The 15,676-nt window shown below is 52.5% G+C and carries 15 protein-coding genes; 6 read left to right on the top strand and 9 right to left on the bottom strand.

Annotation, left to right across the window (positions count from 1 at the left end; translation table 11 throughout):
- Positions 1 to 41 precede the first annotated feature (41 nt).
- Complete coding sequence (locus ACO6VD_RS02330) at positions 42 to 410, bottom strand: histone-like nucleoid-structuring protein, MvaT/MvaU family (RefSeq protein ID WP_422416752.1); 369 nt, start codon at positions 408 to 410, stop codon at positions 42 to 44.
- 84 nt (positions 411 to 494) lie between these two features.
- Between ACO6VD_RS02330 and ACO6VD_RS02325 the strand changes: the two genes are divergently transcribed.
- Positions 495 to 1,502 carry a PIN domain-containing protein gene (locus ACO6VD_RS02325; RefSeq protein ID WP_422416751.1) on the top strand — a complete coding sequence of 336 codons (1,008 nt, stop codon included), beginning with the start codon at positions 495 to 497 and terminating at the stop codon, positions 1,500 to 1,502.
- A gap of 33 nt (positions 1,503 to 1,535) precedes the next feature.
- On the opposite strand, the gene ACO6VD_RS02320 is transcribed toward ACO6VD_RS02325, so the two are convergent.
- On the bottom strand, positions 1,536 to 2,846 hold the full coding sequence (locus ACO6VD_RS02320; RefSeq protein ID WP_422416750.1) for a DUF4055 domain-containing protein: 1,311 nt from the start codon (positions 2,844 to 2,846) through the stop codon (positions 1,536 to 1,538).
- Between the two features lie 131 nt (positions 2,847 to 2,977).
- Here ACO6VD_RS02320 and ACO6VD_RS02315 point away from each other — a divergent pair, with 131 nt between their 5' ends.
- Positions 2,978 to 3,289, top strand: coding sequence for a hypothetical protein (locus ACO6VD_RS02315; protein ID WP_422416748.1), 312 nt, complete (start codon positions 2,978 to 2,980; stop codon positions 3,287 to 3,289).
- Here ACO6VD_RS02315 and ACO6VD_RS02310 read toward each other — a convergent pair.
- The 6 genes from ACO6VD_RS02310 to ACO6VD_RS02285 all read right to left on the bottom strand — a co-directional run bounded on the left by ACO6VD_RS02310 (position 3,286) and on the right by ACO6VD_RS02285 (position 9,746).
- Positions 3,286 to 4,842, bottom strand: a complete 1,557-nt coding sequence (locus ACO6VD_RS02310; RefSeq protein WP_422416747.1) for a terminase large subunit domain-containing protein — start codon at positions 4,840 to 4,842, stop codon at positions 3,286 to 3,288. The genes ACO6VD_RS02315 and ACO6VD_RS02310 overlap by 4 nt on opposite strands.
- A 52-nt stretch (positions 4,843 to 4,894) precedes the next feature.
- Entirely contained in the window at positions 4,895 to 5,365 is a 471-nt protein-coding gene (locus ACO6VD_RS02305; RefSeq protein WP_422416746.1) for a hypothetical protein, read from the bottom strand.
- Positions 5,365 to 5,871, bottom strand: coding sequence for a hypothetical protein (locus ACO6VD_RS02300; RefSeq protein ID WP_422416745.1), 507 nt, complete (start codon positions 5,869 to 5,871; stop codon positions 5,365 to 5,367). The genes ACO6VD_RS02305 and ACO6VD_RS02300 overlap by 1 nt, the downstream gene beginning before the upstream one ends.
- Before the next feature lie 3 nt (positions 5,872 to 5,874).
- On the bottom strand, positions 5,875 to 6,372 hold the full coding sequence (locus ACO6VD_RS02295; protein WP_422416743.1) for a hypothetical protein: 498 nt from the start codon (positions 6,370 to 6,372) through the stop codon (positions 5,875 to 5,877).
- A 134-nt stretch (positions 6,373 to 6,506) separates the two neighbouring features.
- Positions 6,507 to 7,385, bottom strand: a complete 879-nt coding sequence (locus tag ACO6VD_RS02290; protein ID WP_422416742.1) for a hypothetical protein — start codon at positions 7,383 to 7,385, stop codon at positions 6,507 to 6,509.
- A gap of 132 nt (positions 7,386 to 7,517) precedes the next feature.
- Entirely contained in the window at positions 7,518 to 9,746 is a 2,229-nt protein-coding gene (locus tag ACO6VD_RS02285) for a DEAD/DEAH box helicase family protein (RefSeq protein WP_422416740.1), read from the bottom strand.
- A gap of 448 nt (positions 9,747 to 10,194) precedes the next feature.
- Between ACO6VD_RS02285 and ACO6VD_RS02280 the strand changes: the two genes are divergently transcribed.
- Together ACO6VD_RS02280 and ACO6VD_RS02275 are read left to right on the top strand one after the other, a co-directional pair.
- Positions 10,195 to 11,499 (top strand): hypothetical protein, encoded by a 1,305-nt coding sequence (locus ACO6VD_RS02280; protein WP_422416739.1) that lies wholly within the window; start codon positions 10,195 to 10,197, stop codon positions 11,497 to 11,499.
- A gap of 303 nt (positions 11,500 to 11,802) precedes the next feature.
- Positions 11,803 to 12,051, top strand: coding sequence for a hypothetical protein (locus ACO6VD_RS02275; protein ID WP_422416738.1), 249 nt, complete (start codon positions 11,803 to 11,805; stop codon positions 12,049 to 12,051).
- Between the two features lie 247 nt (positions 12,052 to 12,298).
- On the opposite strand, the gene ACO6VD_RS02270 is transcribed toward ACO6VD_RS02275, so the two are convergent.
- A complete protein-coding gene (locus ACO6VD_RS02270) occupies positions 12,299 to 13,390 on the bottom strand; it encodes a tyrosine-type recombinase/integrase (RefSeq protein ID WP_422416737.1) in 1,092 nt (363 codons plus the stop codon).
- Positions 13,391 to 13,518: 128 nt separating this feature from the next.
- Here ACO6VD_RS02270 and dusA point away from each other — a divergent pair, with 128 nt between their 5' ends.
- Together dusA and tal are read left to right on the top strand one after the other, a co-directional pair.
- Positions 13,519 to 14,499: a tRNA dihydrouridine(20/20a) synthase DusA gene (dusA, locus tag ACO6VD_RS02265; protein WP_422416921.1), complete on the top strand. Its 981-nt coding sequence runs from the start codon at positions 13,519 to 13,521 to the stop codon at positions 14,497 to 14,499.
- A 124-nt stretch (positions 14,500 to 14,623) separates the two neighbouring features.
- On the top strand, positions 14,624 to 15,550 hold the full coding sequence (gene tal, locus ACO6VD_RS02260) for a transaldolase (protein ID WP_422416736.1): 927 nt from the start codon (positions 14,624 to 14,626) through the stop codon (positions 15,548 to 15,550).
- The last annotated feature ends 126 nt before the right edge of the window (positions 15,551 to 15,676 follow it).

The following is a 15,676-nucleotide window of genomic DNA, read 5'->3' as shown; positions in this document are numbered from 1 at the left end:
GCAAAAGGGCCCCGCAGGGCCCGTTTGTACTCAAACTGATCTTACTGAGTGCGCCACGACTCGACAACGTCAGCGCCGAATTCGTTTTTCCATTCTTTCAACTGGCGGTGGTTGCCGCCTTTGGTCTCGATCAGCTCACCGGAGTTCGGGTTTTTGTAGATCTTGACGTCGCGTGGCTTGCGAGTGCCTGTCTTCGATTCTGTGGCAGCAGGAGCACGGCGCGAGGCTTGGGGGTCAAGGATGGCGATGACGTTGCGCAGGCTGTAGCCGTACTCGCCCAACAGGTTGCGAAGCTTCTGCTCGAATTCGATTTCGCGTTTCAGGCCGTCATCATTTTTCAGGGTTTCGAGCTCAGCCAGTTGAGCGGCGAGCTGTTGCTCAAGGGCACGGAATTCTGCGAGACGGGACATTTGACGCTCCTGTATTTTGATAGGCCATTATCCAGCGGCGGCCACGGCCAAGTCTAGCAATCCGCAAACTCAAAGGGAGCTTCAATGCATTTAGTAATGCTCGACACGTGCGTCTGGCTAGATATTTCGACCCAGAAAGCAGAACTGCCAATGCTGACAGCCATTGAACATCTCGTCGAAGACGGAGTGATCAAGCTCCTGGTGCCCGAGCTTGTGCGTACAGAATTCGAGCGAAATAAAGACAAGGTCATTGAGTCCACGCGCAAGCGAATCGCTAGTGAGATCCGCGTTGTCAAAGGCATCATCCAGTCATTCGGCGGTGAAGGAAAAGACAGTGCGCTGGAAACCATTGATGATGTGAACCACCGGCTGCCGATCCTTTCTGAGGCAACCCAGGGCAGCGTCAACCGAGTGATCAAGCTGTTCGACCTGGCTTTTCAGACGCCAATCTCGGATGCAGCCAAGCTCAAGGCAGCCGACCGAGCAATCGACAAGAGAGCCCCATTCCACAAGCAGAAGAATAGCGTTGCTGACGCGGTGCTGGCCGAGGCATTCCAGGAATTCCGGGTCGAGCAGGCAGCTAATTTCGAGAGCTTCAGGTTCGTGACTCACAACGTCACTGACTTCTCAGGCAAAGATCACAGGCAGCCCCACGAAGACTTTTCAGACATCTTTGATGGCAAAACATCCCTGTATTTCAATACCACGAAGTCGGCAATCGAAGATCTGTTAGACCTTGAGGAATTCCACTATGAGAACGAGTGGACATGGGAAGATCAGACGCGTGGCCTTCAGGAAATTCTGGGGGCTATGGACGAGCTGGTCGACAAGGTTTGGTACAACCGGCACATGAACATGATGTACCGAATCGAGGAAGGGGAAATCGAGATCGTACCAGCGGGTACACAGCGGTACGGTAACAACGTGATTCACGAGGATATTTTGGTACGGGCCAAGGCAGCTGCCGAGAAAAAACGAGCCAAGTATGAGGATACCGGGCCCTGGACAGATTTTGAGTGGGGCATGCTCAACGGAAAGCTGTCAGCCCTTCGGTGGATTCTGGGTGATGACTGGGACATGCTCGACACTTGAGAGAATGGAGGGGTTGCGGCCCCTCCACGACAATCAGGCTAGCTCGGTAGACAGGCGATCTTCATTATCTGAGACGCTGAACTCATTGCGCAGGGTACCCCGACGCTTCATCTCCAGCAGGAAGTCTTCCCTGGACAGGTCACCCATCGTGCGGGCGTTCGCCAGTGCTGTGAGGTCTTCGGAGGTGGAGCTGATTCCATACTCAGTGTCGACATGAACCTGAAAATCTGGCTCAGCGATCTTGTTGAAATATGCGATCCAGCCCAGCCCAACCTCAAGGGCGTTCCCGACACTCAGCGCAAGCATCGCGATCCTGTTGTTCGTTTCCCCGGCTCTCAGCGCATGACCGGTGGCAGTCTGTGCAACACCGCTGTTTTCAAGCAAGCCAAGCCCATAAGACTCCATTTTGGTCTCAAGGTCTTTGAGTGAGTCACGACCCGCGCCAATCGCATTGCCGGTGTGCTCGACGTACTTCAAGTCTGCGCCTGCCTCACCTTTGATCGCATACTCAGAGCCAATCGTGATCACAGCATCATCACTCACCCCAGATGCGAAGAGCACGGGCACACGAGCGATGCGGAGGATGTTCGACTGATCTGAGCTTTCTTGATAGTGCTGGATGTTCATGTAAGCCAGATCCAACAGCGGCGGAGAAGCCTGCAACTGATCTGACGCAATGGCCTCGGCTGCATGGATGGGGGTTACTGGGATCTCTTTGAGAGCAAACGGTTGATCCAGGGCGATTGGGGCATCAGTCTCGCCGTCGTACAGTGACCACGTGACAACATCACCATCCCTGTCGAACACCCTGACGCGCTTCACTTCTTTTTCGCCCCACTGCCCATCCTGGACGACTGCAGTTTCGAGGATGCGAATATGGATGAGCTTGTCATCTTCGTTCTTGCGCGCAGCCAGGATGTTTTCGCCAGGCAACAGATAGAGGTAAGGCCTTCCACCGTTGACCGCGCAATCCCCTGCTAGGAACGTCGACCCCATTGCCACCGCATCGGCAGTGCATGCATGGGCCAGAGTTGTGGCACTGGTGCCTCGGCCATCCACATCGGCTAGATACTCAGCAGCAAGCTCTGGGTAGCGCTCGCTTTTGATACCTACCGGCATACTGAATGGTTTCGATGCCAGGTTAGCAACAGTGCGCTGGAAGTAGTTTGTTAAGAAAGACCTGTTTAAGCGTCTTTTATAAGCTTCAGGTGTTTCACCGGGTTCTTTTGGCAGGTACTCAACTCCAGCAGCCCTGATAGCCACCGTTCCACCTTGAAGTGTGCGAATTACCTTTCGGATCTCATAATCTTTCTGACTGCGCATGGAGCGCTGACTTACTGACATATATAGCGCCTATTCTTATTATTATTTGGCTACAACTATTGTACTTTGTTTTTACAAATATATTTGCGTTTGCTCCTTGAAATCCTGCGTGATCCTTTTGCACAATACATATATGACACAAGGAGAGAACAATGGACGAAATAAACGCTTTTAGACAATGGCATCGCCAGGCAGATATGCCAATGAAAGTTAATGGCGTCTGGCAAGACTTGGAAACAGGACTTCCATTCCGTATGAAAGAGTGGCTGCCCAAGCGTCCTGCAATGCCTCATCTCTCTGGCTCAGAAAAACAGGTGAGCTGGGCAACCAAAATCCGCAATGAATTCCTATCGAAGATCAGTGACATCGAAACGAAGAAGCGTTTGATCGCAAAGCATTTGTCGTCAAAGTTCTGGATTGATAACCGCACGCTCACTCCTGGTGAAATGAGCGCGTTGGTTTAGCGTATGCCCTGCTGCACTGAGGTTACTGGGCGCTTCCATGTCAACCGATATGCGAGAGCGTCCCATGCATGGTCATCCCCGCACTTAGCCACGCTATCCAACTGATCTTCATCTCTCTGAAGCTCCGGAATCGACGAGTTCAGGAACCGGCAGTTGGTGAAAAAGTAAATGTGTGGCTTACCTGGGTCTTGCTCAATTGTTGCTTGCAAACGACCAAACATAAGTTGAGCACTCGTTACCCTTGAGCCCGGAGACTTGTCGGAGTTCACGAATGTCATGCCTTCTGCAGCCATATCCTTTGCAACCGTAGGCGCGCTGCCCTGGTCAACCTTAGAGCCGTTGTAAATCTGATTGTCAGCGGGGCCCGGCTTCACCTTTGAGTGATTTTTCAGAATCGATTCCTGAAGCTTCAGCTCACGTTGCTTGAGCCGTTTGCCGATGTTACCTGCACTCATGAATAGACCGAGGTCACGCTTCTGTTGAGTACCATCCGGGTTGAGCGGAGTGCCGTAGTCTTCACCCACGACGATGATCGATCCCTTCGGTGGACAGAACGGACGACCATTGATCATCACGGATTCGCCATTGGTTTCGGCAGTCCAGAGACAGCAAAACGGCGTGGATTGCCCGTAGTCGAAGGAGCGCTCGACTTTCCAGTGCGCGGGGATCGTGAATGGCTGCATGAGCAGCACATCCTTCTTCCAGAGCGAGGCGAACATCGCCGTGTCATCGACGGCTTCCCAATCTCCAAGCAACCAGGATGAACGCTTCGCCGGATCGCTGATCGTCCCCAGCCAGGCTTTGTACTCGTCGTTAAGGTGCGGGTTTTCGAACACCGTGCCAAAGATCGCACACTTGTCCCGCTGCCCATTCTTGTACTCAATCTGACCGCTGATTTTGCCATCGATGAACCTGGCTTTGACCCAGCGCTTTCCGACGCCCCAGGGGTTTGTGGTCGACCTGACCTGCAGGGGTGGCATCAGAGGCTGAGCCCTGGTGGGCTGATATGACGTCCGAAGCGTGGACATCATTGACTCATAGATCTCGTCTGTCGCCCAAGTAGTCAATTCATCAAAACCGATGAAGCTGTACTCCTGGCCGTGAAACTTAGCTTCGTACTGCTCAGGTTTTTCAATGTAATCGAAGATCAGAACTTCACCTGTTGGGAATGTCCACTCTCGATTACTCTTGTTATAGGTGGCCCCAGGGAACAGTTTTGGGAAAATGCGATGGCTTTTAACTATCAGGTCTTTCAGCGAAGAGAACTGCCTGCGCAAGATGACTCCACGCCAAAAGCTTCCCCACCCGCCACCGACGTGCTGACCGAAACTCATTAGCAGGGAATCGGATTTAGCACTACCTCGTGATCCGTGAGCCAGCACTTCTCTAATCAGGTTTTGGGGCTGGCCGGTTATGAGAAACATTGCTTGCGAACTCAATCCGCCATTAGCACCTGGGATCGGCTCCCAAACGACTTTTCTGACTGCCCTGGCGATAGGGATAATGTTCCCGATTTTGCTCTTTAAGCCGTTCCAGGCCCTTAATGTGTTCATTTGGTAACCTTATAGTTCTTATTATTTGGTTATGATTTGTTCTATCTGTGGATCACAAGACATCTTCCCGTACCGCATGCAGTACAAAGGAAGAGCCATGTTTGCGCACAAGCGCCTGCCCCTGTTTGATCACAAACACAGCATCGACACACACGTACTCGCTGACGCTCCGAAGGCCATCGACCGAGGGTGCTGGGTCAAGGATGTTTTTGCCGTCAAAGAAGACTTGGTGGATCACGCCTGAGGGGGTGAGGACTTGCAGGATTGCGGGGTGGCCGAAGGTTTCAAGGATGTCTGGATTGGCTGTCGACATGCTGATGCCGCTGGCTTTGACGAAGCCTGGGAACGCGGTATACACGGGTGCGTAGCCTAGGGCGAAAAGGATCGACGCGGTTTGCTGGATCGTGACGCCGTTACGTTGCTTATCCTGGCCGTAAAGATCGATAGACTGCTCGTATGTGATGCCCAGCGCGTTCGCGAGCGTGGCGATGCCGCAATCAAATGGGGTGCGTTGACTGATCATCAGCTGAGCTCGCTTGTCTTGGTCTTTGCGAGCAACAGGGCATCGGATTGCTGTTGTTGGAGTAGCTGATCCAGGTCGTTGTCGCCCGACATGGATGGGATCAGGGCGATACCAGTGCTGGATTCTTCGCTTACTTCTTGCCTGATAGTTACTTCTTTGCGATTCCAGTCACCAAATTCTTCCGGCATACGACGAGACAGGAGACGAGCAGCCTGGTTGGCATCGCCTTCTTTGATCGCCTTCATCACGGCATCAATAGCAGGCTTACATGACTTCGCCTTGGCTAGGTCTACGCGCTCCAAAAATTCCAACAGCAAGAGCTCATCTTTGGTTAAGTCAGACTCGTCTTTGCCTTCTTCCTCGATCTCTTTAGCAGCCTTTTGCCACACATAAAAAGTGGACGACGGCACACCTGCGCATCCACAGGCGATCTTCAAACTGGTCGTCTGAGTGATGTACTTTTCGAGATCACTGATGATCTTTTTCGTGAGTGCCTTGGTCGCCATCAGTCACTCCAAAAACCTAACGCCGTACTTGGCAATCATCAGGCTGTCGGAGATGCCATCGAAAGTCCTACGCTTAATTTCGCCTTTACGCTTATAGGGCTTTCCGTAAATAAGCTCTTCGCCAAAAATCTCGTAAGCAATTTCGGCGACTTGATGCTTAGATAGTCCAATGAGCCCCTGAAAGCCCTTCCATTCTTGTGGCCTTGAATACCTAACGTCTGGGCACAGGCACTCAGCAACGGCCCGGACAACACCGAACGCATCACCGAAACTGAACATGGAATTAACACCATTGCCAGGCATAGCGCCAACCAGCTCCACGACCGTTAGTTCAGGCTGATGAAGAGTGATGAAGTCAAATATGGGGCGCGGATCAACGCGACATTTTTCGCCGCCGAGGTTTATAGTTGGCATGTGCATCGACGCAATCAGGTTGAATTGCTCATCGATAACGGATAACCCACCATCCTTGCCTGGATCAATCCCCAAGATTTTTCGCATGTCGTGCTCTTTATTATTATTCTTATGCACCTATTGTAACACTATTATAAGGCTTTTATTTGTGCGCAAAATTTAAGCAAAAAAAAGAGCCATCGTGGCCCTGTGTTTTTTGTACGTCATGTAGTTTTGGTGTTTCAGCGTTTGCGCTTCATTCTCTTTGCGAGACTGTAGCTGTTCGGCTTTGCGTCGTACCGCAGGGGCTCTTTGCTTTCGAGTTGCTCAGTAAGTGTATTGAGTCCTTTCCCGACGTTTTCAACCAGCCAGCCGAAGTGTTCAGTTTTCTTGAATTTTTCCACTTCACCCATGTAGCAATAGTCGAAGCCATTGTTTACGCACCACTCTTCGAGAGTCATCCTGGTGCCGTCTTTTCTTGGTGGCCTTGAGAATGTCCAGGGACAGGTGATATCTCTTGACTGAAACACGAAGATGAAATGGACGTGGTTTTGCTTAGCGGAGTTGACGTATTTCTTGGCGTCAGTAAGAGTGGATATTCTGCCCTTACATTCCCAGACGATACGACTGTTCAGGATTTCGTTAGTATCTGATTGATATGTGCTCTGGATAACGTAATCGAGCTTAAATCGTTCAGGTTCGTATTCGTACCCAACCAGGCCACCAAATTCAAACTCGTAAGCTTCGTTGTGAGACCTGTAGGGCTTGTAAACCGGATAGACCGACGGAAGCATGACAATCTCTTCACCCGCTTCCAAAACACCTGTGCGCTGTCGATTGTATGTATTCCACTCAACACCTTCCATCGCACGCAGGCTCTCGTCAATCGTGTACTTCAGAAGATTACGATCAATAGATCTGCTTCCGGAGAGAAGAAGGATGCGGGCTTCATCAAGTAGCTTAGGATTTGGGTTCGCGGGGTCAAAGACCTCAGGAGCGTCATTGAGAATGACTGAGTGTTGCTTGACGCTTTTCTCTACAATAGACCAGAGTTTACTGTCCTTGTTCTTGAGTTCAGCCTCAAACAGCTTTTCAATATCAAGCTCTACATAAGAAGTCATGGCCTTTCCTTTTTTATTCTTGCTATACCTTTCATCATAAATATGAGCATTTGGCCGTTCAATAGCTTTTAGCAAGTTTGTCAAAATATTTATATTGGGTATATTGCAGCGCCTTCCTTGGCGCTTGGTACATCAGATGTAGCGGGTCATTTGAGCCAGGGATTTCGCAGTGATCACGTAGAAGAACTGCTTGCCTGTTGTCTCGTGCTTTTTGACGACAAGTCCGAACTGACTGAAGATCTTCGTAATATCAGCTTTCTTTGCCTGGTCGCTTTTGGCGGAGCTAATCCTGATGCCGGTTTTGAGGACGTCAGTGCGGATCGCGTTCAGGCTGTCGAAGAGTGCGACACTTTGATCACCTGTCCAACCGTTGCCCGATTTCATTGCGGTCAGTGCTGGCTTCAGCAAAGCCATTACCTTTTTCGTGCTGCGCTCATCTGTTGCGGCAAGGGCTTCAGTGGTGCTCATCAGCTCGCGGAATTTGATGATTTTAGATTCACCTTCGCCATGTCCCCAGATCATCGCGTCATCCAGATCAAAGTCCGATACCTTCATCACCTCAATTGCCCTTGCACGAGACGCCTCCATGTATTCCTGTTCATTTACCGAGCCGAACTCTTGAACACGCTGAGCAGTCACTGGGTCAGCCTTGACGGCGTTGTTGAGGCCTTTGGCTACGTCACGCTTAACAGCCTTGCGGGACTGACTGTCTGCTTTGAATCCAGCCAGAGAAAGGTCATCGTCATGCTCCAGAATCTCGACAGCGAATCCACGCACCAGGAGGCTTGCGGGTAACGTGCTTTGAATGTTGTCGCGCAACCAGGCTTCGTTTTTTCGGTGCGTGTACTCCAGGAACTGGAACTGCAGAGCACTGAGTTCTGATCGCACGAGAGCTTCGGCCTTAGCTCGTTCGCCTTCCTTGAAGCTCAGGGTCGCGAGCAGGTAGTCGAGGCACACGGGCTTGCACTTGTACGACGCCTCAACAACTTCAGACTTGCTGTACTGGGGTTGTTTGATGCCGACCACAAAGGACGTGGCAGTGCGGTCACGGCGAAGCATCTGGATCGCGTCACTCGGCACTACCTGGCCTTGGAATATTCCGTAATGCGATTTGAAGTGACCCGACGTGATCGAGAGAGCAGATGTGATGACGGGGCTGTAAATCACGACCTGGTGAGTCGTTACATTCGGGTTCGCAATGAACGCGGCTTGCTCAGGCCATTGGGCATTGCCAGCCGTGATCACCAGCACCGCAGGGCCACCATTCTTCTCAATCGACTTTGCGATGGCCAAGGCCTCTTTAACCGCATCGCAAGCGATCAGCGTGTTCGTCCTGCATGCCGACTCAATGGCCAGTGCACGAACGTGATTGATATCGCCGGTTTGCACCTTGATACCAGCGTGGGCAGCTGGCTTCTTGAACAGCTTGTAGTCGCCGATCATTTCAGCGCAGCGTGCGTCGATGTCAGCGTCGGACATGATGACGTTAGGCGTGTTTTTGACGACAAAATTCAAGGTTTCCCACACGCTCTGGCGGTTCTTCACTTCACCGCCCAGGACGTGCGAGATCACTTGGGAAGCTTCGTCGATGACCACCAGGTCGACTTCTGAGATGAAGCGTTTGAATTTCAGGGCGTTGAGAGAGTTTACGACGATCTTCAGGCCCTTCGCGTTGAGCAGGACTTCAGGTTGGTCACACTCGTCGTAGCTGACGATGCCGGGTAGGTTTGCCAGGGTTTTGTTGATTGATCGTCTGTGAGAGATCACGAGGACTCTTTTGCCTGCGGCGAGGTATGCCTTCAAGACGGGTTCGTTGATTTGCGTCGACTTGCCGGAGCCTGTTCCTGCACATACAAGAACCTTGCCGCCACCCCTCAGAAACTCATCACGAACTGCTTCCATGCTTTCAATACTCACCCCGGCGTCGTTCAGGGGGTTTGTCTTGGTGTTCATCCTGTCGGTCAAGACTGCGAGTTTGCTGGTGATGAGAGCCTCGCAAGCGTCTTGAGTGCGTCCTGTTGCTTCAGCGAGAGCCTGGGCTTTCTCCTGGGTTTTGCCGGAGACAAATACATCACGAGCGATCTCAAACGCGGCTGCGTCGAGTGCCTTGTCGCTGCTGTCGGCTTTAACGATCATCAGAGCGATTGCGATTTTTGACATCGTGTAAATCGACTTCGTGATCTGGCCGTCATTCGCGCTGTGGAGTCCTGATGCTGTCTTATAAGCAACTGAAATGGCGTTGAGGACGTTGCCCTCGATTGACATGAGTCGAGTAGTGTTCGCGTACTCTCTCAGCTCAAGAGCAGTTGCAAGGGCTTCTCTGTTGTTTTCGATAACTACAGTTTTTGATGCGTTGTTCATATTGCATTCCTTTTCTTTTTTGGAGCTCTCACACTCCGATGAATCTAGTATTGAAAATGAGCAAGCAGTGCCGCAATCCCCCTGTCGAGAGTTAGGTAAAGTAATTAAGTCGGGTATACGTAAAACTCTTCAACTGTCGCACTTCAGGTTTCTCTGAATCAAAGGAGTGGGAACCACCCCATCTACTCTTTCAATCCATGTTTCTTTCTTAAATAAAGAGTGGGTAGGTGGGGTGCCCCGGAGCAACAGGACTATATCTTTGATTCAGAGGAACCGCTCGGTCAACACCCTAATTGAAATAAACACTAATGACCCAGCAATGAACACCTGAAGACCCATTCAAGACCCAACCAAAATATTTTATTGCACGAAGGTATTGCACGGCCCTTTGCTCCATTTGTTTAATAGATACAGATGAGCGCAAGACTCATTAAAAAGGAAGAGTGAAATGATTAACTACTCAACGCAATCCTGGGCTTCAACTAACACCCTGACATCATCTAAAGTCAGCAATCTGCATGAGCTTTTTGAGAAGAGCTTCGCAAGCCCACTTGTACTTGCAGATAAAGAACGCGCTCAGACTTTCGTACCTGCTAACTTTCGTGTTCCGGTACGCCACGCCGAAAACGTGATCAATTCCACGCTGGTTGTCTTCGATGTAGATCAGAAGCTGGGAGAGGGATATGACGACGACATGATTCAGCTCGAAGAAGTTGAAGATGCCCTGATCGACCTATGTCTTGAGCACGTCGTATACACCAGTCATTCGCACGCCCCTGAAGCCCCACGCTTCCGAATCATCCTGAAGCCCTCGCGCCCGGTTTTCCCTGAAGAGCACGACACGATCTACGCTGCCATCCTTGAGCAGATTGACGAGTTCCTGGGAGGACGCATGCTCCGGGCGCTAGACCCTTGCTGGAAGAGCTTGTCGCACTGCTTCTATGTGTACACAGCGCATCCTGAGCGCAAGCAGTTCGCTATCAGCTTCTATAACCCCGGAAACCCAGCCGATGTCGACGACTACAAGCTGCATCAGTCGACCTATGGCCTTGATGTCGAATACAAGCCTGGCGCTCCTCGTAAAGCCACAGGTGGGACAGGTGCAAGAGGAAGGTCTTATCAGCTCAACCGCATTGTTGGTGGCATGATCACCTCGTCAACGGAAGACGAAATTGCTCAGCGATTGTTTGAGTTCGATAACACTGAGCACGCTGGAGATGGATATTTCCGAGACAGACAATACACCCGTAACCGTCCACGCCCAGGTGAGACCGAGGAAGCCGCAGCATGGCGTTCTTGCAAGATCTTCGCGAAGTCACACATAAATTCTCTAAAGCGCAAATTCCGCAAACAAGACGACATCAAGATCGTTGACGCGAAAGCACAATCCCGAGAGCCGATGCCAACCCACGACGCGATGGTCAAGTTCAGGTCTGTCAAAAACCAACCAACCAAAAAAGGAGGACAATCAGCGCTAGTTGAAATGCAGGTAATGTCAGGTGAGCACGCCGGACGACACTTTTGGCACAGGTTTTATGGCGACGGCAACCACCCAACGGCAATCAAAATTAGTAAATCAATACAAGACAAAATCGCCAAAGCCACCAAAACGGATATGCAACAACTGATGGACTTGATTAAAGCGGAGGGCCATATAGTTCTTGCAAGAATTAAACAAAACCCTGGAACTAACGGATTCCCTGCGCAGAACGAAATCGGTGACTTACATTTGTCAACAAGCCACACAAACTAAAAGAATGTGGTATCATTAGTCATGCCTTGAAGTTTAACTCCTTTTCCTTCTTGGTTTGCCCACTAGCCCCGCTCGGTCTCTCTCCCGGCGGGGCTTTTTTATGCGCGCAGGATTAACACTAAGGCTATCAGAGTATAGTTTAAGAATACTTTGATTAAGGGTATGCCCTGCGTAGACTGTTTAATAAAGTGCAGGTTGCGCCTTGACGGACACTGGGAAAACATTTCTCATGTATTGACACAAGCGAGCCAGCTTGAGTGAGCTCCCTGGAATGATACCTGGCGCTCCAACGGTGTAGTGGTGGTGCTGACAGTCAAGATGACGAGCGCTGCTGAGCTTTTAGATATGCAAAAGGAAATCGTACAACAAATGGGCTTTTTGACCGAGGAAGACATGACTGGCGTCTTCAAGGTTACGAGAACCACGCTCGAAAATTGGCGCCGTCATGGAACCGGCCCGATCTACGCCCATGTCGGCAATCAGTTCTTCTATCCCATCCAAGCAGTAAGTGAGTTTCTCACAGGAAGGTTGCGGAAAGTGGTCAGTCAATGATGGAGCTTGCTGCCGTTCAAACAGCTACTCGTGACAGCCTGGCTAATGGTTTGGGTTTTATGACTGAAGAGCAGCTCGCACTACTGGCAATGGTCAAGCCATCCACAGTGGAGGACTGGCGGAAGCGAGGAAACGGCCCCAGCTACACTCGCTTCGGATCAGCATATTTTTACGACATTAACGACGTTAAGGAGCACCTGCGGTCGTTGACTAAGCAAAAGAGCAGAGAGGCCATCCTTCGGTCGATTTAATCTGCTGGAAGGCTCTTTGCTGCTTGAACACCAAGCAGGTCGCTGAACGCCTTCTGCACGTCCTTGGCTTTGATATGCGTGTATCTCCGGAGCATTGCCCAATCGCGGTGACCGGAGATCAGCGCCACTTGCTCGATCCGAAGCCCCACGGTAAAGAGCTTACCAATAGCTCCATGCCGCAAATCGTGGAAATGCAGGTCTTCGATTTCGCACTTCTGGCAAATCCTGGTGAAAGATGAGCTAACCGATCTCTGATTGAACGGGAATACTCGCCCTTTCTTACGTTCACCAACATGCGTCATAACAATGTCCCAGGCTGCTGGAAGCAGTGGCACCGTCTGGTCGTTCCCTAGTTTTTCCTGGGGGTGCTTTCTGTTTCTGATTACGACTGTCTTGTCTTCGTAGTTAATGTCTTCGATCAGAATCGAGCACACCTCCTCCTGGCGCATCGCGGATGCCAGTGCAAACGCTATCAGATGGGGCATTGGAATTTGTAGTCGTGAGCCCTTGGCTTCATAAGCTTCGAAGATCTTCTCAAGCTCAGATTCGGTTGCCTCTCTCTCCCTTCTGTTGCTTCTAGTGCTGATTCCCCTTCGCGCAAGACTCCCTCGAATTTCGTTCGCAATGCCTGCATTCACATCGTAATGCTTAACGTCACGAGCCCAGTGCAGGATCGTGGAAATATACGAGAGATCAACAGCGATAGTGACGCCGGAAACGGTGGTGCCAGCCTGGGTTTTTGTCTTCACTCGCCTGTCGACGAACTCACGAAGGTGAAGGATTGAGAAATCCGACATGAGCACACCCTTGAACTCGGACTTCAGCCTTACCAGGGTTGCTTTCTTATTTTTACCATGCGGCTTCACCGGATCTGTCTCTTCGACATACTTGTCAATGAAGTCAGCGAATGTCGATCCCTTTGGGGGTTTAGCTGTCCCAATGGCATTGATGCTCTCTAGCTTGCTCTCCATTTCAGCTGCCCAGCGCTTGGCATCAGCATGCTTCTTGAAGGTCTCTCCCTTGCGCACGCCATTTCTCATCACCTGAGCGCGCCAGCTGCCGCTCGGAAGCCTTACAATACTCGCCATCGTGTGCAATCCGTGTTCAGTCCTAGACACCTGAATAATACGCTGCACACACACCTCATGCACACCGCGTGTGCAACGAAGCTACACACGAAGGCATTTTAGTGAATTTCAACGATAGAAAAACCGTTATAAATCAAGGCGTTATAAGTAGACGGTTCTCGGTTGCACCCATGATGGACTGGACTGACCGCCACTGCCGGTTCTTCCTGCGCCTGCTCTCCAGCAATGCCCTGCTTTATACCGAAATGGTCACCACCGGCGCCCTGCTGCATGGCGATGCCGGGCGCTTCCTGCGTCATGACGAGGCCGAGTACCCCTTGGCCTTGCAACTGGGTGGCAGCTTACCGGCGGATCTGGCCGCATGCGCCAAGCTCGCGCAGGATGCCGGTTACGATGAGGTCAATCTCAACGTCGGCTGCCCGAGCGACCGGGTGCAGAACAATATGATCGGCGCCTGCCTGATGGCCCATCCGGCGCTGGTGGGCGATTGCGTCAAGGCGATGCAGGATGCGGTGCAGATTCCGGTGACGGTCAAGCACCGTATCGGGATCAACGGCCGCGACAGCTATGCCGAGTTGTGCGATTTCGTCGGCCAGGTGCGCGACGCCGGCTGCCGCAGTTTTACCGTGCACGCGCGGATCGCGATTCTTGAGGGGCTGTCGCCGAAGGAGAATCGCGAGATTCCGCCACTGCGCTACGACGTCGCCGCACAGTTGAAGACGGATTTTCCGGATCTGGAGATCATCCTCAACGGTGGTATCAAGACCCTGGCCGAGTGCCAGGAGCATTTGCAGACCTTCGACGGGGTGATGCTCGGGCGTGAGGCGTATCACAATCCGTATGTGCTGGCCGAGGTCGACCAGCAGCTGTTCGGCAGCCAGGCGCCGGTGATCAGTCGCAGTGAGGCACTGGCCAAGCTGCGCCCTTACATTGCCGCGCATCTGGCCTCCGGCGGCGCCATGCACCATGTTACCCGTCATATTCTCGGCCTCGGCCAGGGCTTCCCGGGCGCGCGCAAGTTCCGTCAGCTGCTCTCGGTGGACATCCACAAGAGCAAGGATCCACTGGCCCTGCTCGACCAGGCCGGCGAGCTGCTGCAGGGTCGCTAGCGCCGGAACCTGTGCGCCTCTGGACACTCGAAGGCTTATCCCTTCGCCCCGCCTGCCAGCCAGCCCTTGAGCGGCTGGCAGCGCTCGGGTAATGTCGATCCATTGCACAGGACAGAGCACGCCCATGACCTCCAAGCTGGAACAACTCAAGCAGTTCACCACTGTGGTTGCCGACACTGGTGATATCGATGCCATCAGCCGTCTGAAACCGGTCGATGCCACTACCAACCCTTCCCTGCTGCTCAAGGCCGCCGCCATGCCCGGCTATGCCGAGCTGCTCCAGCAATCGGTCGCACACAGCAAGGGCGATGCCGGCCTTGCCTGTGATGCCTTTGCCGTGGCGGTGGGCGCTGGCATCCTCAAGGTGATTCCGGGGCGTATCTCTACTGAAGTCGACGCGCGCCTGTCATTCGACCAGCCCGCACTGCTGGCCAAGGCTCGGCAGTTGATCGCGCTCTATGAGCAAGCCGGTGTCGGCCGCGACCGTGTGCTGATCAAACTGGCCTCGACCTGGGAAGGCATCCGCGCCGCCGAAGTACTGGAAAAGGAAGGCATCCAGACCAACCTGACCCTGCTGTTCTCGTTCGCCCAGGCCCAGGCCTGCGCCGACGCCGGGGTGTTCCTGATTTCGCCGTTCGTGGGCCGTATCTACGACTGGTACAAGAAATCCACCGGCAAGGAATACGTGAGCGCCGAAGACCCGGGCGTGCAGTCGGTGACGCGAATCTACGACTACTACAAGACCAACGGCTACAACACCGTGGTCATGGGCGCGAGCTTCCGCAATATCGGCCAGATCGAGCAACTTGCCGGTTGCGACCGCCTGACCATCAGCCCCGAACTGCTGCAGCAGTTAAGTGAAGACCAGGGCGAGCTGCCCCGCATCCTCAAACCGGGCAACAAGGGTGAAGCCCGCCAACACCTGAGCGAGGCGCAGTTCCGCTGGGCTTCCAACGAAGATGCCATGGCTACCGAGAAGCTGGCCGAGGGTATTCGCCAGTTTGCCCGGGACCAGGAAAAGCTTGAGGCGTTGTTGGCAGCAAAGGCTTGATACAAATCGGCATTTGCCACTGAGGCGAGGAATGCTGAGTATCCTCGCTTTTTTACGGCCTTGACGGCCTCATCGCGGGGGGAAAAGACCCCCCACACCAACGGTGAGGGGAGGTGGAGCCACCGA

Origin of the sequence: Pseudomonas sp. GZD-222 (genome assembly GCF_049310525.1) — a bacterium.
In the GTDB taxonomy this organism is placed as follows: domain Bacteria; phylum Pseudomonadota; class Gammaproteobacteria; order Pseudomonadales; family Pseudomonadaceae; genus Aquipseudomonas.
This window is presented reverse-complemented; position numbering and strand designations above follow the sequence as displayed.

Bases quoted from the DNA above. Each gene is read 5' to 3' on its own strand.
- ACO6VD_RS02330 (WP_422416752.1), bottom strand. From the start codon at position 410: ATGTCCCGTCTCGCAGAATTCCGTGCCCTTGAGCAACAGCTCGCCGCT.
- ACO6VD_RS02325 (WP_422416751.1), top strand. From the start codon at position 495: ATGCATTTAGTAATGCTCGACACGTGCGTCTGGCTAGATATTTCGACC.
- ACO6VD_RS02320 (WP_422416750.1), bottom strand. From the start codon at position 2,846: ATGTCAGTAAGTCAGCGCTCCATGCGCAGTCAGAAAGATTATGAGATC.
- ACO6VD_RS02315 (WP_422416748.1), top strand. From the start codon at position 2,978: ATGGACGAAATAAACGCTTTTAGACAATGGCATCGCCAGGCAGATATG.
- ACO6VD_RS02310 (WP_422416747.1), bottom strand. From the start codon at position 4,842: ATGAACACATTAAGGGCCTGGAACGGCTTAAAGAGCAAAATCGGGAAC.
- ACO6VD_RS02305 (WP_422416746.1), bottom strand. From the start codon at position 5,365: ATGATCAGTCAACGCACCCCATTTGATTGCGGCATCGCCACGCTCGCG.
- ACO6VD_RS02300 (WP_422416745.1), bottom strand. From the start codon at position 5,871: ATGGCGACCAAGGCACTCACGAAAAAGATCATCAGTGATCTCGAAAAG.
- ACO6VD_RS02295 (WP_422416743.1), bottom strand. From the start codon at position 6,372: ATGCGAAAAATCTTGGGGATTGATCCAGGCAAGGATGGTGGGTTATCC.
- ACO6VD_RS02290 (WP_422416742.1), bottom strand. From the start codon at position 7,385: ATGACTTCTTATGTAGAGCTTGATATTGAAAAGCTGTTTGAGGCTGAA.
- ACO6VD_RS02285 (WP_422416740.1), bottom strand. From the start codon at position 9,746: ATGAACAACGCATCAAAAACTGTAGTTATCGAAAACAACAGAGAAGCC.
- ACO6VD_RS02280 (WP_422416739.1), top strand. From the start codon at position 10,195: ATGATTAACTACTCAACGCAATCCTGGGCTTCAACTAACACCCTGACA.
- ACO6VD_RS02270 (WP_422416737.1), bottom strand. From the start codon at position 13,390: ATGGCGAGTATTGTAAGGCTTCCGAGCGGCAGCTGGCGCGCTCAGGTG.
- tal (WP_422416736.1), top strand. From the start codon at position 14,624: ATGACCTCCAAGCTGGAACAACTCAAGCAGTTCACCACTGTGGTTGCC.